Consider the following 22,889-nt stretch of genomic DNA (forward strand, 5'->3'; position numbering starts at 1 on the left):
AAAGGAATATTTTTTACAGTGTAATTCTTTGTATACACTGATTCCGTTCTTTTTATTTACACTGTGGGAATTGTTCGCTTGCTCCTATTTCAATTGATTTTCTAAAATGATTGATGTATATAAGCTGGTTTGCGATCTTATGATAAAGAACTAATTGATTTTGTGGGGCAAGAAGAAAAGATTGAAGTATAGCCTCAATCTACTACACATCCCAGTACACATGCTCGCCATTTATTAGCCCCAACATAATTCAATTTTATGCTTTTTATGCGTAGTTTAAATTTACACTAAAATCACAGAGTATTGATATACTAATGTTTATAGGTGTTTTAAGGTATAGCATGCATTCAATCCACATTAGAACCATTAAAATAAGGAGATAGAATAAATAATGGAAAAATATCGTATTGATCAATCAAAGGGAATTGAATTTGGACTCTATTCATTAGGAGACCATATCCCAAATCCATTAACGGGGACTCGTATTTCTGCACAGCAGCGTATACAGGAGCTAATTGAAGCAAGTCAGTTAGCAGAGCAAGCAGGGATTGATGTATTTGGTGTCGGTGAAAGTCATCAATCTTATTTTACAACACAAGCACATACGGTTGTTTTAGGTGCAATTGCACAAGCTACGTCAACAATCAAATTAGCAAGCTCTGCAACAGTATTGAGTGTCTCTGATCCAGTACGTGTTTATGAGGATTTTGCGACAATCGATCTAATCTCAGATGGACGTGCAGAAATTGTGGCTGGGCGAGGCTCTCGTGTAGGGGTATATCATTTATTGGGGGTTGACCTACAAGACTATGAAGAAATCTTTGAGGAGAAATTAGAGCTGCTGAAAAAAATCAACGAAGAGGAACTTATAACATGGGAAGGTCAATATCGAGCACCCCTGCATAATGCTCAAATTTTACCGCAACCGAAAAACGGCTCTTTACCAATTTGGCGAGCCGTTGGTGGTCCTCCTGCAAGTGCCATAAAGGCAGGATATATGGGCATACCCATGATGTTAACAACATTAGGAGGTCCTGCTGTGAATTTTAAGCCCTCTGTAGATGCCTACAGAGAAGCAGCAGAGCGCAATGGCTTTGATCCTACCAAGCTACCAGTTGCTACAACTAGTTTATTTTATGTTGCTGACTCGACGAAAGAGGCCTTACAAGGAATGTATCCACATCTTAATGGGGGATTCCAGGCAATTCGTGGCGGAGGTTATCCAAAGCAACAATTTGCACAAGCTCCAGATACACGTGATGCGCTTATGGTTGGTAGTAAGGAACAAATCATTGAAAAATTACTCTATCAATATGAGCTATATGGTATGCAGCGATTTATGGCACAAATAGACTTTGGTGGCGTACCATTCGAAAAATTAATGAAAAATATAGAAATCATTGGCAACGATATAATACCTGCAATCAAAAAACATACAGCAAAATAAGGAGATGTCCAATATGAAAATCGTCGCACTAGCTGGTTCAATTGTCGGCTCAAAAACGAAAACAGCCATTTGTAAAGTTGTTGACATTTTACAAGAAAAGTATCCAGCGCATGAGGTAACATTGCTTGATCTTGCTGATTACAATATGGTATTTAGTGATGGACGTAATTATTTTGAATATGATGGGGATACAAAATATGTAACAGAAACCATTATGGCCGCGGATGCCTTGATTATTGGTACACCTACATTTCAAGCATCAATCCCAGCAACATTAAAAAATATTTTTGATCTGCTCCCTGTGAATGCCTTTCGTGATAAGGTGGTGAGTATGGTTGTTACAGCAGGTACAGCTAAACATTATCTCATGATTGAGCAGCAAGTAAAGCCAATTCTAGCCTATATGAAGGCACATATCGTCCCAACCTATGTATTTATAGAGGAAAAGGATTTTTTAAGGAAGGAAATTGTGAATGATGATGTCCTTTTCCGACTAGAGCGTTTAGCGGAAGATACAGTAATGGTAACAGATGCATTTGCTGAAATTCGCGCTAAAAAAGATGCGGAATATGATTTCTAATTTTTTTATAAAGGTGGACGTTGCCTGATGAGGAATCTTTGGTAATGTCCGATTCTTTGATTAAATGAAGCCCAAGCAATACAACATAGGATATTTTGAATTTTCATTCCTTAAACATTTTAGTTTTCATTAAATAGGATGATTATTCTATTAAGTATAACTAGCTTCTATCTAGCACAGATGCTCGTCAATCGTGCATATATTTCCATCATCAATTTAGCCACCTGTAATATGGAAATTTCTTTGTGTATTCGACAATATAAAAGACCGATATGTCTTCTTGGCCATTTTTACCTTTGTATCAAAAAAATAGTATGATAGAATATTTAAAATAGTTTATATACAGAAGTAGAATGGGAGGGAAAAACATGAAGAAATATTTTATCGTACTGCTAGTCGTTCTTGCTTCTTTATTAAGCCCCACATCCTCTAAAGCTGCTGAGGTAAAGTGGGATGGGGCACAGGTTGTTAAAGGACAAGCAGGGAAGATGACCTTTACTAAAGATGTAAAAGTATATAAGAAAAATACTGATGGTAGCTTTAGTTCGTTAACAGTGAAACGAAACAACTACTTCCGCGTATATGATATTGAAAAATACGATAATAAAATATTTTACTGGATGAGCTCAGGATACCGTGTACAGGCAACCGATTTAGTTGTTTTTAAGGAGGTACCACTCGATATTCGAGCTTCTTTTTATGATAATCCGGGTTTAATTTATATTAATCGTCAGGACGGAAAGCCTCTAGGATATGGGGATCATCTGTTAAGCAAAAATATACCTGGCAGCGCCGACTATAATCCCTACAATGATGTTGTACAATTTAAAATTGGGAAAAAATTATACTATTATTTCTACGCTGCTCCATTTGAAGGTAACCCATTGGAGGTTTATATTGATAGCTCAGATATTCGCATTGCGGAAGCAACACCCCATGTTAAAGATTATTATACGTTAAATGCTGATGCACAGCTGCTCAGTGGTCCAATGACGGGGGCAAGAGTACTAGAACAAGCATCAAAAGGAGCGGCATTTGAATTGCTGGGAATCGAAATAAATGGCTATCACATGGTAAAATCGCCAACAACCTGGAGACATGGCTATATCCCAGTTAAAGCACTTCAGCCTGCACAAAAGCAAGACAAACGTTTTATTCGTTATGGTGTTTATGTTGGAGGTAAGCACGGGGAATTAAAACGTTTTGATGAAGTCACATTTTTATCAGAAGATACTACGACTGCTTTAATAGAATTCAAGGGAGAAAAATATACTGTACCTAAAAAAGCGTTAGCTACTGTACGACCAAATGAAGCGCCTGTTATTACATCTGGTTTTTTACCAAGTGATACGCTTCAGCAATTAACCTATAATACGGTATATACGAAAACTGGTAATCAACGCTTTGACACGGATTACGACTTCCAATATATTACTTATCATGAAACAGATCAAGCCTTTTATTATGAGAAGGATGGCACGCAATATATATTTGAAAAACCAATTACAGAGGGATCGAAAGTTACGATAAGAGATAGAAATGAGTTTGTTCGTGCTATTCACTATACACTTACAACACCAGCAGGCACATTTAACAATGTTGTCGAAACATCCACTAGTATATTATATGCACCTGGCTACGGTGAGCTTGGTTCAGCATATGACCTCCAACTAAGGTCGTTTAAATAATCATTAAAATGCTGCATAAGAGTAATTCTTGTGTAGCGTTTTTTACATTTAAACTTCAATGCATGACTATTTTAAAGAAATTAATATTCCGAGTGTTCAAATTCCGAAAGATTTGTTTAACCGATTTGAAACCATTTTTGGTAATAATCGTACAGAAAGTGTTGTAACAAGCGGAATTTTGCGGTGAAATACAGATTTTCCTATTCAAATTGAACAAGCATGGACATTTCATGATAATCATCGTAAAATCGCATTCAAATTGAGGTACTACAAAAGTAAGGAAGTTGTTAATAAAACCTATGCCATGTAAGTTGATCTTCGTTACGACTGGGCGACTTCTTGGGGATTAGCAATAGGGGAACGAAGGCTAAAACCATCACATCCTGTGATAACGCCTTCGTGACCAACATCGTGTTGGCCCGAGACCCTGCAGCGAAGCGAAGCGGCTCATCGAACGCCCCCAGGAAGCTTTGCTCTGTGCGAAAGCGAAGCGACAGAACAAAGCGCCCAGTCGGAATGGAAATCAACCCACGTTATGGTGATAGCTCTTAAAAATTTAATGTTGAACGACATAAAATTTTATATAATAAATACCAATAGGGATATTTTAACAAAGGCGTGATTATATTGAGAATTTTAATGGTTGAGGATCATGAAGATGTAAATGCGATGTTAACCGAATTGTTTGAGCAAGCAGATTATCAGGTAACAAGTGTGATGGATGGAGTAGAAGGTTACCGGGCATTTCTACAAAATGAGTTTGATATTGTGCTTCTTGATATTATGCTTCCCTATAAAAGTGGGGATGAATTATTAAAAGAAATTCGCGCTATTTCGGATGTACCTGTTGTTATGATTTCAGCAAAAGATTTAGTGTCTACTAAAATCGATTTGCTTCGTTTAGGAGCTGATGATTATATTACGAAACCATTTGACCTTGGTGAGGTTCTTGCCCGTATTGAATCGATATTACGTCGTGTTAAAAAACAAGCTACACCTATGAAGCAGTTGCAATACAAGGATATAGTACTGGATGATGTCGCTAAGCGAGTTACAGTGAGTGGTGAAGAGGTCTTGCTTACTGCAAAGGAATATTTATTGCTCGAATTATTTATGACAAATCAAGAGAAAGTATTCACGAAAGCAAATTTATATGAATCCATTTGGCAGGAAGAATATTTAGGGGATGAACATATTATTAAAATCCATATTAGTAATCTTCGACATAAATTAAAGATAAAAAATCCACAAACGGATTATATCGAGACGCTTCGTGGGCTTGGTTATCGTTTACGTCCATAAATTATCCGTAATCTATACGCCATCTTTACTTTATCTATACCTTTCATGAGTAATCTATGGATATGAAAGGGAGGTGCTTAATATGGGAGAAACCATATTAAAAACAAATCAATTAAAGAAAACATATAAAAAGCATACAGTACTTCACGACGTATCAATCGAATTAAAAGAAGGACGTATTTATGGGCTTATTGGTGAAAACGGTGCGGGTAAATCGACCTTAATGAAGATTATTTCAGGAATTAGTTTTCAAACAGAAGGTTCATTTGAGTTATTTGGAAAATCATCTGACAAGGAAATACAGCTGCAACGAAAACGTATTGCCAGCATGATTGAACAACCAGCGATTAGCCCTGATATGACTGCAAAAGGTAACCTTAAATATCATCGTTTAATGCGGGGGATTCCGAATGAGGAGTTAGAGGATGAAATACTGCAATTGGTTGGATTGACGAGTACCAACAATAAGAAAGCTAAGCATTTTTCACTAGGCATGAAACAACGTTTAGGCATTGCTATTGCATTATTAACTAACCCAGAGTTATTGATTTTAGATGAGCCAGTGAATGGGTTAGATCCTATAGGTGTTGTTGAAATTCGTCAGCTTTTAACACGGCTTTGTGAAGAGCGACAGATGACAATTTTAATTTCGAGTCATAATTTACCGGAACTTTATCAAACAACAACTGATTATATCATTATTCATAAAGGGAAAATTATGAAACAAATGACGCAACAACAGCTCGACGAAGAATGTAGACATTATATTCGCATTGGTTGTACAGCTCCCGAACAATGTGCACATGTATTAGAAACAAATCTTAAAACACAAAATTTTCAAGTCATGCCAAATAAAACGATTAAATTGTATGATTTCTTAGAGGATCTTGGGGACGTATCAACCGCCTTATTTGAAAATGGGGTAACACTTACGGAATTTAGTCTACAAGGAGACACATTAGAGAACTATTTCCTTACGTTAATTGGAGGTGTGCACCATGTTTAATTTAGTACGTGCTTACCTCTATAAAACAACTAAATCCAAAATATTTTGGGTCTTACTGGCTCTTACAACATGTTCTGCAATAGCAATGTTTAGTATTGCCTATGGGATTGGCAATAACTCAATAAATGAAAGCATCAGCAACGTTGGTTTTCTACTATCTGATATGAATACGATGTCAATAGTAGGCGCAGTACTTGCTACTACACTTATTTGTTCAGATTTTGATACAAAAAATATTCACCATCCAATTATAAGCGGCTTTGCAAGAATCCAAATTGTCATAAGTAAAGCGATTGTTTTCTGGATATTACTTATTGTTCTTGTAAGCCCATATATCATCATGACAATAATTGGTTTATCAATGGACAGCACGTTTAGCATGGGCGGGAAAGCAGCAGGTTTTTTAAGCATTCTAACTTCGACTACTAGTGGTAGCTTTGGTGAATACGTAACAATAATGTGCACAATGACTATAGTCTATCTTGCACAGTTAACGACTTGTATTTTACTTGCGTTTGCCTTAAGAAAATCGGTGCTTGTAGTAGCTGCATATTACATGATGTCCATGTTCTTTGGGCAGGTCGCTAGTTTTCAGGATTCATTTGAGATGATAGATAAAGTATTATCCTTCACACCCTATTCAGCGGAGTATCTTACGATTAATTTAAGCATGAGTAAAGGTGATATAATTTCGGCCGTTTCCATTTGTATCATCTTTATAGTAGTAATTATATATTTAACATTCATGACATTTAGAAAAGCAGAAATCAAGTAAGGGGATGTAGGGAATGTGGATTGTGGCAATTGTAGTCATTGTAGGATTATTGTTTTATATTTTTTATATACAAAGGCAAATACGATTGATGAACATACAATTGTCACAACGTCTACATGAGCAATATACGCAGCCAATTAGCGTAGAGCTATTAAACAAAGAAATAAATCAACTAGTGGCAAATATAAATCGCATATTGATAGAATCGCAGAAATCAAGGTCGTATATTAAACGGGAGGAAAAATACTATAAAGAAATGATTTCAAACATTTCTCATGATTTCCGTACGCCACTAACTGCGATAAAGGGCTATCAACAAATGCTTTTAAAAGAACCATTAACAGAAAAGCAGCTTGCAAAGCTTGGAGTCGCACAAAAACATGTTGGAAGACTAGAGCAATTATTAGCAACATTTTTTGAATATTCCTATTTGCATAGTAATGAAGATCAACCTAAAAAGGATCGTATTAATATATCAAACATCGTGTTTGAAGAAATTGCTGGTGCCTTTGCACAATTTGAACAACAAGGGATAGCCGTCACCTTACCTAATTATGAGCCGCTCATTATTAACTCTGATGAAGAAATGCTTTTACGCATTGTGCAAAACCTAGTACGAAATAGCATTATGCATGCGCAAGGTGATGTCACGATCAAGATGTGGTTAGAAGAAGAACATGCATATATCTGTTTTCAAAATCCGATTGACGAAAATAGTCAACTAAATCCTAACCAGCTCTTTGACCGATTTTATACAACAGACAATTCCAGACGTAAAAACACGGGTCTAGGACTTTCTATTGTCAAGCTGCTTGCAGAAAAACTAGGTGGAAATGTAGCGGCTAAAATAGAAAATGGAATGATTGAGTTTTTAGTGTGTTTAAAAAAGAATTTGTAATAGTAGCAGCCAAGAAGCTTAGTGCATCTTTATATGCACCTGGCTACGGTGAGCTTGGTTCAGCATATAAACTCCAACTAAGGTCGTTTAAATAATCATTAAAATGCTACATAAGAGTAATTCTTGTGTAGCGTTTTTTTACTTTAAAACTTCAATGCATGACTATTTTAAAGAGATTAATATTCCGAGTGTTCAAATTCCGAAAGATTTGTTTAACCGATTTGAAACCATTTTTGGTAATAATCGTATAGAAAGTGTTGTAACAAGCGGAATTTTGCGGTGAAATACAGATTTTCCTATTCAAATTGAACAAGCATGGACATTTCATGATAATCATCGTAAAATTGCATTCAAATTGAGGTACTACAATTGATTTAGATGTTAAAGAGGCAAGCTTACAGCCAATTCAGAAGCTAAGGCAAGCTCAAGATGTGTGGCTCTAAAATAATTCTATCATAAAGAGCCCTAGCTACTAACGAGGAGAGAACTGATGAAAGTAGATGAGGCTTTAAAGATAGTTTATGAATATACTATTGGTGATAACTCTATACTATGTTCATTAAGAGTGGGATTAGGATTAAATGAAAACAACTACAATACATTAATTGAAGCAATGAAGATATTGATTACGGAGTATTCGAATAAAACCGAAGTTCCTAAGAAACTAGCTTTATGTTTTGTAGATATCAGCAATTACTTTTATTTTAATGAAGGCAAGTATTCTGAAGAAGAGGAAGAAAAACTTGAAGATGCAATTCACGAAATATCTAGTTTGGCTGGAAAATTATTTGATTAAATACTACCTCTAAATCTGTTAGTACGCCCAGAAAGGATACAATTTACAATTCATTTCAAAGGGACAACATAAAGCTTTTTGCTGGTACAAGTCATTCTTCATCCAAAGAAAAGAAGGTGTAAATTATGACGGAAGAAAAGATGAATTTATTGAGTATTAGTGATGTGTTATCACATCCAAAGAGAAATCCAGAGACTTGGTTTTATCTACCTCCAAATTCAAAAGAATGGAATTTAAATACAAGAGGAATATTTTCACTAGATAGCTTTGATTTTCCGCCCAATTCAGATGATTTTTTACCAGAACAAGCGAAAAAAAATGGTTGGATAGAAACATTGGATGGTGCAGGTATTGAAGATGTAATTGACAATGTAAATAATCAGTTTGAAAATCCATCACTAGATCAGCTATTCCAAGCGTTCCTTTATTACTTTGAAAATGATGCATTTTTAGTTTTTAAAAAATAAAAGTGTATAATGAAATATTTCATCATTGTTGAATGATTGGAACGAAAGTATTGGATGTAGCATTTTAATAAAGTTTAATTAAAATGAAATCACTAACTCCGATTTCGAAAAGAGGAGGAATCAGGAAAATTGAAGTTCTATCGCTATGTGTTAAGTATCCCGCCTTTGGATTGGGAGTGTTGCTTTCTTAGCATTGAAGAGTATAAGCAAAGCTTTACGAATAAGTATAAACATAATATAGCGTATTACATGCAAGTTATTGGGGATTATCAGCAGCATCTTGAAGATATTGACACCCTTGCTGATATTACTTATAAAGATCTATGTGCAAGTGTTCATTCTGCTGAGCTGCGTTGTCCAGCTATGATTTTCTCTATACCGAGTGGTGATCAGCGTGGTTCAGCTTTGTTTTGTATCATGTATAAGCTTGAAGACGACGGGGATACGTTTATTTACTCTCCTGTTCCACTTGTTCATCTAGAGCAAGATCAAGCAGGTGAAGTGGAGCTTTAAATTCAGAGGTGGCTTGGTTGCTACTCAACCATCAACAGAGTCATCAGTAATACGATATGGGAGGGCTTAATAGAGATTATGAAGGAAATTGAATAGGCTAGGTGAGCTGAAAATTTCGAGTCGTGTGGGGATGGTGTCGAAGTATATAAATCCAATAGTATACGCGATTGTGAATAGAAGGACAAATATCCAGAGGGAATCATTTATATGAAGTTGGGAGAAGTGTTGGCGACGTTTCCAGAAAAAGGGAAGAAGAGAGAAGACACTATTGCGCGATTGGGTCATGTGGAAGCGACTGCAATCTGGGAAAAATTTATGAAATACAAAAATTTGGGCGAAGACGATTGAAGATGCACGGATAAGAAGTTATTTAGAACTATCGAATTAGAGAAATTAAAACGAACATAATTCTAATTCCGGGAGAGATGTAGCTGTGAGTATTGAAATGAATGAGATATGGGATGGAAAAATCCCAGCAGATGAAATGGATCTAGCGATATTATCCGATAAAATATGGGAGATCGGCGAACTGGACGTCATTCGAGAGAAGGTGTCGCCAGAGTTATTTCAACTTCACATAGCCATCAATACAATTGGCAACTGGCAGTGTGATGGCTGGGACGGTATTATCGCGTATCAGCCGCATCTCGTGCCGTATATTTCCGAGATGTTGGTGAAATTTGGCTTGCAGGATTTGCAGTATGCTTTTGACGAAGTCATTGCCATTTTTCCTGATTTCATTACGTTTGAGGATGATTCACTTTATTGTGAGATGATCAACTTCCTGCATAATATGCGCCTAAAGGTAAGTGACGAACGTTTGAACTCATATACGCAAGAAGAACGTCAAGCCATGGTGAAGCAATATCAGGAAAAGCTCGATCAATTGGAAAAAATAACGGGGCCACATTGGGGATATGGAAGTCCTAAGGAAGGCTGGGCAATGATCTTTGATTATATTCAGTAGCGATTGTGAATAGAAGGAGAAATGCAATGAGAGATATAAAAATTCTTAAAGAACGAACAGAGTGTATGCTCTTTCAAGCCAGTGAAAAGGATAGCGGTAAAGGATGGATCGGAGGGAACGCACCGGCTTATTTCGATGAATTGGAAGGCATGGTAAAAAAGGAAGCGGAGATGAATTTTTATTTGTCTATCGTTAATCCTTTTAATGAAACTGAGATGATCTCCATTTTTGCTCCTAATCATTTTGAAGAGCGTATTTCTAAAAATAGATATCCCAATTGTTCATTAATAACAATGAAACACCCTAAAACAGAAGAAAGTAAACTTGATACTTTTGCCGATCCTGATTTAGTCAAGCACTTTATTTCGGAAGCTAATATAGTAAGTGATAAAGCGTCATTTGAAGAACGTTTTCTGATCAAATTTTGGGGAACACCAAGGCATATTCAGGGAGAAGAGTATTACTATAACAAGTTGCATGATGACGGTTTTGATTTTATATTCCAGGTCGATGAGGATGGGTATCCAGATACCCTAATAAAGCCAAGAAAAAGCTATCCCTTTTCGTTTGGAGCTATCTATTTATATGCACAGATTTTAGAAGACTCAATTATGAATCCCATACATAGTTATTGGCAATTTTCTTAGGGTGGAGGAAAGTAAAATACCCAAATTTAAAAAAGGATTAGATGTTGGTGAATATAAGCAAGAGCTTTTTTTGATACACGTTCTGAAGAGGGATTTGAAGGAGGGAGTTACGATTGGGAATCCTTGGCGATTGTCTTTCTTGAAGAAAAAATGCCCGAATTAAAAGGTATTGTCCATTTTGATTCCGAAGCTAGTATGTTTTGTGCTTATTCCTCTGATAAAAAAGGATTAGAGAAGTTTGCTATTTCATTTAAGAATACATGTGAAGATGAATCTACTATTAGGGATTTATTTTCTCGTGCAGAATTGGGATTAGATTACGATATGAAAACGTTGGACATGCAAAATGAATTTTAACAGGCATAAAAAAGTATTTATGTGCGATTTTATGATAGATTAGAAGATGTAATAGATATGGAGAAATGAATATTGAATTGTATAAGATCAGAGTATGAAAAAACCAAATGCTCTCCTAGATGGTTTTTTACTGCTTTTAAGTAAATTATTTTGTTTAGAAGAAGGGCATTACCTTTGTCCTGACTACGCCATACTATTAAAGTAATGTAAGTCATAGTGTTTAGATGGAGAGAGTAGGGGGAGTAAAGAAAGAATGGTATTTTCTATTTTTAAGAAAAAGAAAGAGCCACAGCAATTGAAAAATAGAGTAGAGTTTTGCATCACAAATTTATCATTGGGTTCAGCAGATGCTTATGATGTATTAGTTGAAAGGTCTGATATTGAAATTGAAGAATCTGGCTGTACATCTCATTGTGAAATTTGTGAGCAAGGGATCTTTGCCATCGTCAATGGAGAAATTGTAACTGCGGATGATGCAGAGTCGTTAGTGCAGGCAGTTGATGAAGAAATTAAACAAAATCCTCTTTATTGAAATAAGAACAGCTTGTTAGCATAAATCAACAAGCTGTTTTTTACATTTAGGTAAATAGCCCATATACCGCTATTTTTTACCAACCACGTACGTATTGCACTGGTGGTTGAATGTCTTCTCCTAAATCCTTGGCTGCGTGTAATGGCCAATATGGCTCGCGCAGAAGAACACGAGCTAAGAAAATTAAGTCAGCACGATTATTTTGTAAGATTTCCTCTGCCTGAATAGCTGTTGTAATCAGACCAACTGCGCCTGTTGGTATTTCAGCACCATGTTTAATCGCTTCAGCATGAGGTACTTGGTAGCCAGGAAAAATATTAATATGTGCTTGCACGACACCTCCTGTAGAAACATCCACTAAATCAACACCCTGTGATTTCATCCAGCGGCTAAAGACGATAAAGTCTTCCATTGTCGTTCCATCTGCTGCATAATCTTCTGCAGATACACGTACAAGTAAAGGACCCTCCCATACACTACGAATGGCATCAATCACTTGACGTAATATACGGTATCGATTTTCCTGTGACCCTCCATACAAATCAGTCCGTTTATTAGTTGCTGGTGATAAAAATTCACTAATAAGATAGCCGTGTGCTCCATGAATTTCAAGGACATCAAAGCCAGCTTTAGCAGCACGAATAGCGGCTTTCTTAAATGCTTCTATAACATATTCAATGTCTTCTATTGTCATTTCAGTTGGCGTTTGATAGTCATCACTAAAGGCAATAGCTGAAGGGGCAAAAATTTCTCCCTCCACCGTTGCTTTGCGTCCGGCATGTGCTAACTGAATACCAGTTTTTGCTCCATACGCCTTCATGCCATTGACTAATTGACGTAAGCCTTCGATATGGGCATCATCCCAAATACCAAGATCTTTATTGGAGATACGACCCTCTGGGACAATACCTGTTGCTTCAAGAATGATTAAACCTACTTGACCCGCAGCTCGTGTTGCATAATGAACTTGATGAAATGGCGTGACAAGTCCATCATCCTGAGCAGAATACATACACATTGGTGCCATCACAACACGATTTTTTAAAGTGATAGACTGTAGTTGATAAGGTTCGAATAATTTAGTCAAAATAAAGCCCCCTAATTCCTAGTGATAAACTCTATTTTGCACATTTTACTTACTATTTGCAAGTGAACGAGACCGAGCCTCTGCTTCTTTAATACATGCTTCAATTGCCTCATTAAATTGATATTTTTCAAGCGCTTTAATCCCGGCTTCTGTCGTGCCCCCTGGACTAGTCACCTTTCTGCGTAGTACATCTGGCTCATCAACAGATTGCTTCAGCATTTCAGCAGTCCCTGCCAGTGTTTGTGTCATTAATAGTCGTACGGTATCCTTTGAAAGACCAACCTTTGTGCCGACTTTTTCAAATGCCTCCATTAAATAATAGATATAAGCAGGACCACTACCTGAAAGAGCCGTTACAGCATGTAATTGATCCTCATCTACTTCAATGACCGAACCAACTGCCTCAAGTAATTGTAAGAAAGTCGTACGCTGTTCAGTAGTCACTTCGTTATTGAAGGCAATACCACTAGCCGACATCCCGATTGTGGCTGAAGTATTAGGCATAACCCGAGCAATTGGGCGTATGCCTAAATGCTCTGTGATGGTTTGAATAGCTATACCTGCTAAAATAGAGAGGACGGCTGAGTGCTCTGTGATTTTCGCTTTCAACTCATCCATTGCTGCAATAGCATCTTTTGGCTTCATTGCTAAAATAATTAAGTCTGCTTGTTTAAAAATTTCTGCATCAACTAAGCAATTGACACCATATGTTTCGTGCAAAAATTGTAATCGTACTTTATCTGAGCGATTGGTGACATAAATTTCTTGTGCTGTAAATACCTTTTGGTTAATCCAGCCCTGAATCAATGCCTCTGCCATTGAGCCTGCACCGATAAATAGTATTTTCTTCATGAACAAAACCTCCAGTTCAAAATAAAAAGCGCTCCCGTCCTTATCAAGAAGGACGAAAACGCTGTTGTTTCCGCGGTACCACCTTTGTTTGCCAATTGGCACAACTTTTAACCCTTTTATCGCAAGGGGAACGGTTATGTTTTCATAACTGCTCAGAAGTAGGTTCGGTAATGGGAGTGGGTGATGTTACTCGCAGCAAATGTAACACTCTCTGAGACACCTTCACCAATTACGTACTTGGCTTCATCAACGCACAAAAATAATTAGATTATTCAAAATTATATTGATAATACGTCAACCTGTCAACAGGTGGATGACGAAAAGAAGAAAAACTTGTAAAATAGAATGAATTGTTATTCACTAGTAGTACAAAAGGGGGAAACAGCTTTGTCTATATACAAAATAGAAATACCAACACCCTATGAAGTAGGAGATGTCAATGCATTTGTTGTCAAAGGTGATGCACTAACACTCTTTGATGTTGGACCAAAAACAATGGAAGCCTATGATGCATTGAAATGGGGGATTCGAGCAGCAGGCTACGAATTAAGGGATATTGAACAGGTTGTCCTCACCCATCACCATCCAGATCATGCAGGTTGGGTAGATGCCTTTCCACATGCAGAAATTTTAGGGCATGCCTATAACGATAAGTGGCTTCGTCATGACGAGGAGTTTTTACGATATCATGAACGATTTTATAGTGAACGCTTATTTGAGCATGGCGTTCCACAGGAATATATTCAACCGAGTGTACATGTACGTCGTGAATTAGAACTTGTCGGTGAACGTCCATTAACACAAATTCTAGGTGATGGAGATGAAGTACCTGGTCATCCGGGCTTAAAGGCGATTGAAACATTAGGGCACGCACAAAGCCACTTCATCTTCTGGGATGAAAAAACGCATCATGTGATTGGCGGGGATTTATTACTGGAAAAAATTACGCCAAACCCATTAATTGAACCACCATTGGATCGTACAATAGGACGTACTAAATCATTACTACAATATAATGAATCACTTGAAATTTTACGAAAATTGCCAGTGAAAATGATGCATACAGGTCATGGTGCGGAATTAGAGGATATTCCTTTATTAATCGATAAACGTCTAGAACGTCAGCATCAGCAATCGATGAAGGTATTAGAGCTATTAGGTGAAGATCAACTAACGGTTGTTCAAGTCACAATGCGCCTGTATCCGGCTATTTTTCAGCGAAAACTAGGTTTAACACTATCCAAAACACTTGGACATTTAGATTATTTAGAAGCCAATCAGTATATTACATCTACGAAAACTGAGGAAGGTATTTATGTATTTAAAAGAAAGTAGGCGTTTGCATGGCTGATAAAAAGACAATCTTCGTTACGGGTGCAACAAGTGGAGTAGGATTAAAAATTACAGAATTATTAGTAGCACAGAATCATATCGTATATGCAACAGGACGAAATACTGCCGCATTAAAAGCACTAGCACGCTTAGGTGCAAATGTGATTCAAGCTGATTTAACAAATTTAACCGCTATTGATGAAATTTGCGCCCAACTACCACCACTTGATGTGGCGATATTCTCAGCAGGTGTAGGTAAATTTGGTATCGCACCTACATTACCTGATGAGGCTATTTCCCAAATGGTGAACTTAAATGTAAGTGTGCCAATGTATTTGGCCAAGCGCTTAGCATTGCCAATGATACAGCGTCAACAGGGGCACCTTATTTTCATTGGCTCACAGGCAGGGAAGGTAGCGACTCCAAAAGCTAGTGTTTATGCTGCAACAAAGCATGCTATAGTCGGATTTACTAATGGACTTCGTATGGAACTAGCGCCTTATCAGATTAAAGTGACAGCGATACATCCTGGCCCAATTGATACGCCATTTTTAGATAAGGCGAGTGATGATAGCGGCTATCGGGCTTCCTTAGGTAGATTTTTATTAACAGCAGAAGAAGTAGCACAGGCTACGGTTAAAACAATTAAACGCCCTGTTCGAGAGGTGAACTTACCAAAAATCATGGGATTATCCAGCAAGCTTTATGCACTGGCTCCTGCCACCATTGAATTTTTTGGCAAATCATTTTTCTATAAAAAATAAGCAGGGATTAAACTGTAACCATTCTCAAAAAAGAAGGAGAGAGTGTTTACAGTTTTTTATCTTCATCCAGCAGATGTTTTTTGTATCGAAAGTATAGCGGCAGCAACACACTTTTATCTGTAGCGAAAGCAAAGCGACAGCTACAAATGTTTTCTATAGCGAAAGCAAAGCGTCAGCTATAATTATGCCAAGGCAAAATTGATTTAAAGTATTCAAAAGAATAGGAAAGGAGAGCAGTATGTACACAATTGGACAGGTAGCGAAGTTTTTAGGGGTTTCAAGAGATACTTTAAAGTTTTATGAGGAAAAGGAATTAGTAAAGCCAAAGCAAAATAGCGAGAATGGGTATAGAGAATATAATCGTTTTGATATATATGATATAACAACAGTTAATTTCTATCGCGAAATGGATATTGAAATTAAAAAAATTCAAGAATTAAGAAAAGGCAAGAGCATAGAGGGCATACAATCACTATTCGAGGAGAAAATGCAGGAGGTTATGGAAGAAATCGAGTATAAAAAGTTGCTAGTAAAAAAGCTTCAAACCGTTCAGGAAGATTGCGAAAAAGTTAAAAAATTTCTAGGCACATATACCATCCAAGAAATGAAGCCTATTGAGGTAAAGGGAGAAATTGAGCATCATACTGCATATGATAAATATGAAATAATAAAGGATAACTTAGAAAATTTAAAACAAGCAGTGACACTTACCTCTTTGAGAAGAGTTATTCATTTCAATAAAGAAGGTGTACAAGAAGATAAGTTTATCATCGTAAAAAAAGTAGAGGATTTTGATAAAGAAATAGCAGGTGAAATTTTATCCCATCCAAAATGTCTGTATACAGTTATTGAAGATGGGAGGTGGTCAACGGGTGGAAAAAATACGGACCATAAAGTCGAGGCTAGTATAAAAAAAGCGGCAAAAGAAAACGGCTATGAACTTTTGGGACTAGTGTATATAAATCAATTACTTACTACGTATGAAGATGGCTTAGAACGAGCCTTTTTAGAAATTTATGTACCTATTAAGTGATTTTCGTTGTTAGGCAGGCTTTTATTTTGTCGAAAACATCATAAAATTTTTGTTTTGAGTGGGGGATTGCTGAATAGACAGAAAAATATGCATGAGTGAACGAGTATTTGTGCTTGATAGAAGGCTACTTATACTTAATAGAGTGTCCCAAAAGGCAATGCTTATGCTGCAGAGCAAATTTCAAAACATAAACCATCCACCAAATATAATGGTAGATGGTTTTTTGTAGTTTTTATGTATTAGACAAATCATGATCCTACCCCCTTCCATTACATCGTAATAAATATCCTCGATTTCTAATTGGATTAAATATTTCTTCCTATTTAACAGAGTTTCATCTAAATCAAATAACGCGATTTTAATACTATTGATACATAAAAATCTAGACTTTAGCATCTTTTTTAAGTAACTATTTATTTTTTAGACCCTTATATTGTATTGACCTGTGGGTAACTCCTAGGTTTAAGCTGAAAATATCCGTAATTTGAAAGGATGAATATGTATGAGTAAAGAAAAAAAATTAAAAAGACCAATAGTAAGTTTTATCCTACTAACCAATATCATCTTTTGGCCACTTTTTTGTCTTGTAGGCCTAACCAAGATGTTAGGTTTGTCCACATGGTTATTTGTTGTAGTCCATTGTATTTCATCCTGGGCTTCTACCTTTGCGTTTGCTATCCTTTTTAAGAAAATCTATCCTGGTCAGAGTTTTATACAATTTGTAAAAAGTAAATTCAAACATAAAGTTAAAGTTTCAGTGTTGCTTTCTGTAAGTACAATTCAAGCCCTTATCTTTTTGACAATAATGTTAATCGTCTTGAGCAAGAGTGAAGTAGACTCAATTTTCACTTTATCCTCATGGGGTATGCTGCTCTTTTACTTTTTCAAAACACTATTATCAGGACCATTTGGTGAAGAATTAGGTTGGAGAGGCTTTGCATTAATGGAGCTTCAGAAAAAGCATCCTCCATTAAAAGCGTCAATCATCATAGGATTCTGGTGGGGGCTGTGGCATCTACCCATCTGGTTTACTACAGGATTTACGGGGATTGATTTAATGAAGTATATTCTATTCTTTATGATTTCAATCATGTCCACTACAATACTAATGGCGGCATTTTATAATTTAAATCAAAATTTAATTATTCCGATTACCATCCATCATAACTTTAATTTTTTTATTGGCATCATAAACGGAAATTTAAGCGATTTAATTCTGTATAACGCCATTTTATATGGAATAGCAGCAGTTTTAATTATCATTATCAATCCAAAGAAGGTGTTGTATGGCAAGAATGAGAAAAGCCTTCTTTATGAAAAGTCTACTGTTATGTAGACTAGAAGCTGTATAGGTAAATATCTTTTTTTAAAAAAGTCGATTGGCATCACATTTTATTGTGGCCAATCGACTTTTTCAATGCCCCTATCCCTATTGCACAATCGAATTCTAAACAGTGTGTTATCTTCGGAAATTTATATTGTATACACCCAAGTAGAAAGTAGGAAATCATCTATAAGAGTAAAAATATTCATAGTTTGTACCATAGCTATAAGTATTGAAATGACTTACTTTTTACAATAAACATAAATGTCTATGAATTTATAAAAATACACTTGTGTTTATTTTTATAACGTGTTACTATTCGTGTATAAACTTTTATATGAATGTATAAACATACATATCTCATAGATTAATTGGAGGCGCATTTTTAATGGCAAATAAAAAAGTAGTATTAGCATACTCAGGAGGTCTTGATACTTCTGTAGCAATTCCATGGTTAAAAGAACAAGGTTGGGACGTTATTGCAGTTTGTCTTGACGTTGGTGAGGGGAAAGATCTTGAGTTTATTAAAAATAAAGCTCTTCAAGTAGGGGCAATTGAATCTTATATGGTAGATGCAAAGGATGAATTTGCTGAAGGTTATGCACTGATTTCATTACAAGCACATACTTGGTATGAACAAAAATATCCATTAGTATCAGCACTTTCTCGTCCACTAATCTCGAAAAAGTTAGTGGAGATTGCCAACCAAGTGGGCGCTGACGCAGTAGCTCATGGTTGTACAGGAAAAGGGAATGACCAAGTTCGTTTCGAGGTTTCTATTAAAGCATTAAATCCAGATTTAGAGGTATTAGCTCCTGTTCGTGAATGGGGCTGGAGCCGTGACGAGGAAATCGAATATGCAATGAAGCATAATGTGCCTATTCCTGCAACATTAGATTCACCATTCTCGATTGACCAAAACTTATGGGGTCGCGCAAACGAAGCGGGAATCATGGAAGATCCATGGGTTTCACCACCAGAAGAAGCTTACGGTTTAACTGTTTCTGTTGAAAATGCACCAGATGAAGCTGAATATGTGGAAATCGAATTTGTGGCTGGTAAACCGGTTGCATTAAACGGAAAAGAAATGAAGCTTGCTGATTTAATTCAAGAACTAAATGCAGTAGCTGGTGCCCATGGTGTTGGCCGTATTGACCATGTAGAAAACCGTTTAGTAGGTATTAAATCTCGTGAAGTATATGAAATTCCTGGAGCAAAAGTGCTGTTAACGGCTCATAAAGAGCTTGAGGATTTAACACTTGTAAAAGAATTAGCACACTTCAAGCCAGTTATTGAGAAAAAGCTATCAGAATTAATTTATGATGGTTTATGGTTCTCACCATTACGTGATGCACTTGAAGCATTCCTTGCACAATCACAGCAATATGTAAATGGTACAGTACGTGTGAAACTATTCAAAGGTCATGCGATTGTAGAAGGACGTAAATCACCAAATTCATTATACAGTGAAAAGCTAGCAACATACTCAAAAGAAGATCAATTCAACCACGCTTCAGCAGTAGGCTTTATCGAGTTATGGGGTCTACCAACAGTAGTGAACTCTTCTGTCAATAAAAAGTAATTTTGACAAGCAAGGTGTAGTGTGGCAATGCGCTGTGCTGCACCTTTTAGCCTTCTATCAGCAATATATCCAAATAGAAGCATAATTGATAAAGAAATAAACGAAAGGGTGAGCTGTTATGACAAAACTTTGGGGCGGACGTTTCCAAAAATCAGCCGAAGCATGGGTGGACGAATTCGGCGCATCGATTGGCTTTGACCAACAGCTTGTTCTAGAAGACCTTGAAGGAAGTGTTGCACATGTTACGATGCTTGGTGCAACAGGTATTTTACCCGCAGCGGACGTAGAGGCTATTCTTGGCGGTCTTGGACAGTTACAGGAAAAAGCAATTGCAGGTGAGCTTGAATTTACAGTTGCAAATGAAGATATCCATTTAAATCTTGAGAAGATGCTGATTGATTTAATCGGTCCTGTAGGCGGGAAGCTTCACACAGGTCGTAGCCGAAATGATCAAGTAGCTACAGATATGCATATTTTCTTAAAAAAACGTGTAAACGAAGCGATTGGATTAATTGAAACTTTCCAAAAAACATTGCTTGAAAAAGCTGAGGTGCATGTAGAAACAATTGCTCCAGGCTATACACATCTACAACGTGCACAACCAATCTCATTTGCACATCATTTAATGGCTTATTTCTGGATGCTAGAACGCGATAAACAACGCTTTACAGAATCGATGAAGCGTATTGATATCCTACCGTTAGGGGCAGGTGCCATGGCTGGGACAACTTTCCCAATCGATCGCTTAAAATCAGCAGAGCTTTTAGGCTTTAGTGAGGTTTATGCCAACTCCATGGATGCGGTGAGTGATCGTGATTTTATCGTTGAATTTTTAAGCAATTCATCATTATTAATGGCACATTTATCACGCTTTGCAGAGGAAATTATTCTATGGTCAACAGATGAATTTAAGTTTATCGAATTGGATGATGCCTTCTCAACAGGTTCTTCCATTATGCCACAGAAGAAAAATCCTGATATGGCAGAGTTAATCCGTGGTAAAACAGGACGTGTTTATGGAAACCTAATGGGCTTATTAACGGTTCTAAAAGGCACACCATTAACATACAACAAAGATATGCAGGAGGATAAAGAAGGTATGTTTGATACTGTCCATACCATTCTTGGCTCTCTAAAAATCTTTGAAGGTATGATTCGCACGATGACTGTTAAGACAGAACGTTTACATCAGGCAGTACACGCCGACTTCTCCAATGCGACGGAGCTAGCAGATTATCTTGCAACAAAGGGTATGCCTTTCCGTGAGGCACATGAAGTAACTGGAAAGCTTGTGTTCACTTGTATTCAAAAGGGCATCTATTTATTAGATTTACCGCTTGAAGACATGAAAAAAGAAAGCGAGCTTATCGAAGTGGATATTTATGATGTATTAGCACCTGAAGCTGCCGTTCGTCGTCGTCATTCTTTAGGTGGTACAGGATTTGATCAAGTAAATATCCAAATTGAAAAAGCAAAAGCTTGTTTTGCATAACCATTTCTTTAGCGTGCATGTCCTTGTGACTTTTGCATAGATATTCATTAAAGCTGTCCAGTGAGGCACTATGAAAAAACTATTTCCTTTTTCAACGGAGCCAGAGGGTGAAGTGAAAAAGAGACCCTTACATATGTGAAGGACAATCCCCAATTCTGGAGACGCGGAATTGGGGTTTTTGTATAAGGAAATGTAATGATTATCTTTTAGGGGGATTGGCCATGAATGAGCGTTTTACAAAGGGGTTAGACACAATTAAACAATATGTTACGGAGCAAGAGGCTGATCGAATGATTGAATCGGATGCACTAGCTGACGTGGCACCAGATTTACGAAAAATGATTATAGAATTTGCCTATGGTGAGGTCTATTCACGTCCGGGATTAGATGCTAAAAGCCGTGCACTTGTTGTTATTACCGCGGTGGTAACACAAGGCGCTGCACCACAAACTAAAACACACATAGAGCGGGGCTTACATGCTGGCTTAACACAGACAGAAATTGTTGAGGCCTTATTGCAGCTAGTGCCTTATATTGGCTTCCCGCTTGTTCAAAACGCATTAACGATTGCACAACAGGTTTTTACTAAAGAGGCTTAAAGCAACTTTTTTGCCAAATGTAGATTTCGTGAATAAATAGTTGGTATATAGCTCATATTAAAACCGGAAACACTTATTAATCTAATCTGATGAGGAGGATGTAGAATGAGTAGTCAAACACCCAAAGACCAGGAATCTCAGGAAAGTCCGCCACAACTGTATCAGGTGAGCTTCTAAAACTTAAGTTTTAGACATGGCAGAAAATTCTGTTTTGCTGTCGCTTAAGATGAAGCAAAAAACAATACAGATAAAAATCAAATAGAGCTATAAGTGTCCAAGGATCCAGAATTATTCTGGGTCCTTTTTTAATTTTAGAGGGAACCTGCTTAAAAAGGTGATGAATGTGATCAATAAAGAAAAACAACAATCTGAAATTAAATATATCTCCATTTGACATTTAGGTAATTCTGTATTACTATATGCATAACAGATTCTGTTATGTTTAGGGTGGTACAGATGGAGGTGTAAAATGCAAATACGCTTAGATCCAAGTGATGAGTTACAGCTCTATAAACAATTAGCTAATCAATTAATTGAATTAATTGCTAAAGGAGAGCTCAAAAATGGGGATACTTTACCATCAGTGCGTTCTATGGCTACGGATTTAGGTATTAATGTCAGTACAGTGAGTAAAAGTTATCATGAACTTGAAGAAAAAGGCTTAATCGCATTAAAGCCGAAAGCGAAAGCTGTCATTATAGGTGGTCAAAAGCGTGAGCTGGAAGAAATAGAGGTTGCAAAAGTAGAAAATGCCTTAAAGCCTATAATGGCAGAAGCTTTTGCACGTGGGTTAGAAAAAGAACAAATGACAAGTTTGTTCCAGCGAATTTTAAAACAATGGAAGTAGGG

Annotated in this window: 25 protein-coding genes; 23 read left to right on the plus strand and 2 right to left on the minus strand. The window is 36.8% G+C overall.

Translation table 11 applies throughout. From position 1 onward, the window contains the following. The first annotated feature begins 391 nt into the window (after nt 1-391). The 15 genes from AC2CGN_RS13465 to AC2CGN_RS13535 all read left to right on the plus strand — a co-directional run bounded on the left by AC2CGN_RS13465 (nt 392) and on the right by AC2CGN_RS13535 (nt 11,975). Nucleotides 392-1,447, plus strand: a complete 1,056-nt coding sequence (locus AC2CGN_RS13465) for an LLM class flavin-dependent oxidoreductase (RefSeq protein ID WP_283868459.1) — start codon at nt 392-394, stop codon at nt 1,445-1,447. A gap of 13 nt (nt 1,448-1,460) precedes the next feature. Beyond that, nucleotides 1,461-2,027 (plus strand): NADPH-dependent FMN reductase, encoded by a 567-nt coding sequence (locus tag AC2CGN_RS13470; protein ID WP_429982165.1) that lies wholly within the window; start codon nt 1,461-1,463, stop codon nt 2,025-2,027. Nucleotides 2,028-2,395: 368 nt separating this feature from the next. Next, nucleotides 2,396-3,715 carry a hypothetical protein gene (locus tag AC2CGN_RS13475; protein ID WP_429987574.1) on the plus strand — a complete coding sequence of 440 codons (1,320 nt, stop codon included), beginning with the start codon at nt 2,396-2,398 and terminating at the stop codon, nt 3,713-3,715. A 618-nt stretch (nt 3,716-4,333) separates the two neighbouring features. After that, the gene (locus AC2CGN_RS13480; protein ID WP_484514350.1) at nt 4,334-5,017 is read left to right on the plus strand and encodes a response regulator transcription factor; all 684 of its coding nucleotides are present in this window, start codon (nt 4,334-4,336) and stop codon (nt 5,015-5,017) included. A gap of 82 nt (nt 5,018-5,099) precedes the next feature. Continuing rightward, entirely contained in the window at nt 5,100-6,023 is a 924-nt protein-coding gene (locus tag AC2CGN_RS13485) for an ATP-binding cassette domain-containing protein (RefSeq protein ID WP_429990019.1), read from the plus strand. After that, entirely contained in the window at nt 6,016-6,798 is a 783-nt protein-coding gene (locus AC2CGN_RS13490; protein ID WP_484514352.1) for an ABC transporter permease, read from the plus strand. Before AC2CGN_RS13485 ends, AC2CGN_RS13490 begins: the two co-directional genes overlap by 8 nt. A 13-nt stretch (nt 6,799-6,811) precedes the next feature. Beyond that, the gene (locus AC2CGN_RS13495) at nt 6,812-7,696 is read left to right on the plus strand and encodes a sensor histidine kinase (RefSeq protein WP_286923719.1); all 885 of its coding nucleotides are present in this window, start codon (nt 6,812-6,814) and stop codon (nt 7,694-7,696) included. Nucleotides 7,697-8,186: 490 nt separating this feature from the next. Beyond that, a complete protein-coding gene (locus AC2CGN_RS13500; protein WP_429982160.1) occupies nt 8,187-8,492 on the plus strand; it encodes a hypothetical protein in 306 nt (101 codons plus the stop codon). Nucleotides 8,493-8,617: 125 nt separating this feature from the next. Beyond that, complete coding sequence (locus AC2CGN_RS13505; RefSeq protein WP_464527392.1) at nt 8,618-8,959, plus strand: DUF7716 domain-containing protein; 342 nt, start codon at nt 8,618-8,620, stop codon at nt 8,957-8,959. Nucleotides 8,960-9,088: 129 nt separating this feature from the next. Then, entirely contained in the window at nt 9,089-9,472 is a 384-nt protein-coding gene (locus AC2CGN_RS13510; protein WP_429982158.1) for a hypothetical protein, read from the plus strand. A gap of 207 nt (nt 9,473-9,679) precedes the next feature. After that, on the plus strand, nt 9,680-9,820 hold the full coding sequence (locus AC2CGN_RS13515) for a hypothetical protein (protein WP_484514355.1): 141 nt from the start codon (nt 9,680-9,682) through the stop codon (nt 9,818-9,820). An 85-nt stretch (nt 9,821-9,905) separates the two neighbouring features. Continuing rightward, nucleotides 9,906-10,439: a hypothetical protein gene (locus AC2CGN_RS13520; protein WP_484514357.1), complete on the plus strand. Its 534-nt coding sequence runs from the start codon at nt 9,906-9,908 to the stop codon at nt 10,437-10,439. Nucleotides 10,440-10,465: 26 nt separating this feature from the next. Further along, nucleotides 10,466-11,086, plus strand: coding sequence for a hypothetical protein (locus AC2CGN_RS13525; RefSeq protein ID WP_484514359.1), 621 nt, complete (start codon nt 10,466-10,468; stop codon nt 11,084-11,086). Nucleotides 11,087-11,209: 123 nt separating this feature from the next. Beyond that, a complete protein-coding gene (locus AC2CGN_RS13530; protein ID WP_484514361.1) occupies nt 11,210-11,443 on the plus strand; it encodes an Imm51 family immunity protein in 234 nt (77 codons plus the stop codon). A 253-nt stretch (nt 11,444-11,696) separates the two neighbouring features. Beyond that, a complete protein-coding gene (locus tag AC2CGN_RS13535; protein ID WP_283868444.1) occupies nt 11,697-11,975 on the plus strand; it encodes a YuzB family protein in 279 nt (92 codons plus the stop codon). Between the two features lie 76 nt (nt 11,976-12,051). Here the strand turns inward: AC2CGN_RS13535 and namA are convergent, their stop codons facing one another. Next, on the minus strand, nt 12,052-13,062 hold the full coding sequence (gene namA, locus AC2CGN_RS13540) for an NADPH dehydrogenase NamA (RefSeq protein ID WP_484514363.1): 1,011 nt from the start codon (nt 13,060-13,062) through the stop codon (nt 12,052-12,054). Nucleotides 13,063-13,107: 45 nt separating this feature from the next. After that, nucleotides 13,108-13,914, minus strand: coding sequence for a pyrroline-5-carboxylate reductase (gene proC, locus AC2CGN_RS13545; protein WP_429982152.1), 807 nt, complete (start codon nt 13,912-13,914; stop codon nt 13,108-13,110). Between the two features lie 345 nt (nt 13,915-14,259). Between proC and AC2CGN_RS13550 the strand changes: the two genes are divergently transcribed. The 8 genes from AC2CGN_RS13550 (at nt 14,260) to AC2CGN_RS13585 (ending at nt 22,887) form a co-directional block, all read left to right on the plus strand. Next, a complete protein-coding gene (locus tag AC2CGN_RS13550) occupies nt 14,260-15,249 on the plus strand; it encodes an MBL fold metallo-hydrolase (RefSeq protein WP_484514366.1) in 990 nt (329 codons plus the stop codon). An 8-nt stretch (nt 15,250-15,257) separates the two neighbouring features. Then, a complete protein-coding gene (locus tag AC2CGN_RS13555) occupies nt 15,258-16,010 on the plus strand; it encodes an SDR family NAD(P)-dependent oxidoreductase (protein ID WP_484514368.1) in 753 nt (250 codons plus the stop codon). Nucleotides 16,011-16,248: 238 nt separating this feature from the next. After that, on the plus strand, nt 16,249-17,043 hold the full coding sequence (locus AC2CGN_RS13560) for a MerR family transcriptional regulator (RefSeq protein ID WP_484514370.1): 795 nt from the start codon (nt 16,249-16,251) through the stop codon (nt 17,041-17,043). 502 nt (nt 17,044-17,545) lie between these two features. Then, complete coding sequence (locus AC2CGN_RS13565) at nt 17,546-18,379, plus strand: CPBP family intramembrane glutamic endopeptidase (RefSeq protein WP_484514372.1); 834 nt, start codon at nt 17,546-17,548, stop codon at nt 18,377-18,379. Between the two features lie 376 nt (nt 18,380-18,755). Then, nucleotides 18,756-19,949, plus strand: a complete 1,194-nt coding sequence (locus AC2CGN_RS13570; protein ID WP_283868437.1) for an argininosuccinate synthase — start codon at nt 18,756-18,758, stop codon at nt 19,947-19,949. Nucleotides 19,950-20,067: 118 nt separating this feature from the next. Next, nucleotides 20,068-21,441, plus strand: a complete 1,374-nt coding sequence (gene argH / locus AC2CGN_RS13575) for an argininosuccinate lyase (protein ID WP_429987563.1) — start codon at nt 20,068-20,070, stop codon at nt 21,439-21,441. Between the two features lie 221 nt (nt 21,442-21,662). After that, the gene (locus tag AC2CGN_RS13580; protein WP_484514375.1) at nt 21,663-22,040 is read left to right on the plus strand and encodes a carboxymuconolactone decarboxylase family protein; all 378 of its coding nucleotides are present in this window, start codon (nt 21,663-21,665) and stop codon (nt 22,038-22,040) included. 469 nt (nt 22,041-22,509) lie between these two features. Beyond that, nucleotides 22,510-22,887: a GntR family transcriptional regulator gene (locus AC2CGN_RS13585; protein WP_429982145.1), complete on the plus strand. Its 378-nt coding sequence runs from the start codon at nt 22,510-22,512 to the stop codon at nt 22,885-22,887. The last annotated feature ends 2 nt before the right edge of the window (nt 22,888-22,889 follow it).

It is taken from the genome of Lysinibacillus sp. DFXJR4, from assembly GCF_057196045.1.

Excerpts from the sequence above, each read along its gene's own strand:
- proC (WP_429982152.1), bottom strand. The coding sequence starts at position 13,914 with ATGAAGAAAATACTATTTATCGGTGCAGGCTCAATGGCAGAGGCATTG.
- AC2CGN_RS13580 (WP_484514375.1), top strand. The coding sequence starts at position 21,663 with ATGAATGAGCGTTTTACAAAGGGGTTAGACACAATTAAACAATATGTT.
- AC2CGN_RS13555 (WP_484514368.1), top strand. The coding sequence starts at position 15,258 with ATGGCTGATAAAAAGACAATCTTCGTTACGGGTGCAACAAGTGGAGTA.
- argH (WP_429987563.1), top strand. The coding sequence starts at position 20,068 with ATGACAAAACTTTGGGGCGGACGTTTCCAAAAATCAGCCGAAGCATGG.
- AC2CGN_RS13535 (WP_283868444.1), top strand. The coding sequence starts at position 11,697 with ATGGTATTTTCTATTTTTAAGAAAAAGAAAGAGCCACAGCAATTGAAA.
- AC2CGN_RS13550 (WP_484514366.1), top strand. The coding sequence starts at position 14,260 with ATGAATTGTTATTCACTAGTAGTACAAAAGGGGGAAACAGCTTTGTCT.
- AC2CGN_RS13585 (WP_429982145.1), top strand. The coding sequence starts at position 22,510 with ATGCAAATACGCTTAGATCCAAGTGATGAGTTACAGCTCTATAAACAA.
- AC2CGN_RS13465 (WP_283868459.1), top strand. The coding sequence starts at position 392 with ATGGAAAAATATCGTATTGATCAATCAAAGGGAATTGAATTTGGACTC.
- AC2CGN_RS13495 (WP_286923719.1), top strand. The coding sequence starts at position 6,812 with ATGTGGATTGTGGCAATTGTAGTCATTGTAGGATTATTGTTTTATATT.
- AC2CGN_RS13470 (WP_429982165.1), top strand. The coding sequence starts at position 1,461 with ATGAAAATCGTCGCACTAGCTGGTTCAATTGTCGGCTCAAAAACGAAA.
- AC2CGN_RS13560 (WP_484514370.1), top strand. The coding sequence starts at position 16,249 with ATGTACACAATTGGACAGGTAGCGAAGTTTTTAGGGGTTTCAAGAGAT.
- AC2CGN_RS13525 (WP_484514359.1), top strand. The coding sequence starts at position 10,466 with ATGAGAGATATAAAAATTCTTAAAGAACGAACAGAGTGTATGCTCTTT.
- AC2CGN_RS13500 (WP_429982160.1), top strand. The coding sequence starts at position 8,187 with ATGAAAGTAGATGAGGCTTTAAAGATAGTTTATGAATATACTATTGGT.
- AC2CGN_RS13475 (WP_429987574.1), top strand. The coding sequence starts at position 2,396 with ATGAAGAAATATTTTATCGTACTGCTAGTCGTTCTTGCTTCTTTATTA.
- AC2CGN_RS13570 (WP_283868437.1), top strand. The coding sequence starts at position 18,756 with ATGGCAAATAAAAAAGTAGTATTAGCATACTCAGGAGGTCTTGATACT.
- AC2CGN_RS13485 (WP_429990019.1), top strand. The coding sequence starts at position 5,100 with ATGGGAGAAACCATATTAAAAACAAATCAATTAAAGAAAACATATAAA.
- AC2CGN_RS13565 (WP_484514372.1), top strand. The coding sequence starts at position 17,546 with ATGAGTAAAGAAAAAAAATTAAAAAGACCAATAGTAAGTTTTATCCTA.
- AC2CGN_RS13490 (WP_484514352.1), top strand. The coding sequence starts at position 6,016 with ATGTTTAATTTAGTACGTGCTTACCTCTATAAAACAACTAAATCCAAA.
- AC2CGN_RS13515 (WP_484514355.1), top strand. The coding sequence starts at position 9,680 with ATGAAGTTGGGAGAAGTGTTGGCGACGTTTCCAGAAAAAGGGAAGAAG.
- AC2CGN_RS13505 (WP_464527392.1), top strand. The coding sequence starts at position 8,618 with ATGACGGAAGAAAAGATGAATTTATTGAGTATTAGTGATGTGTTATCA.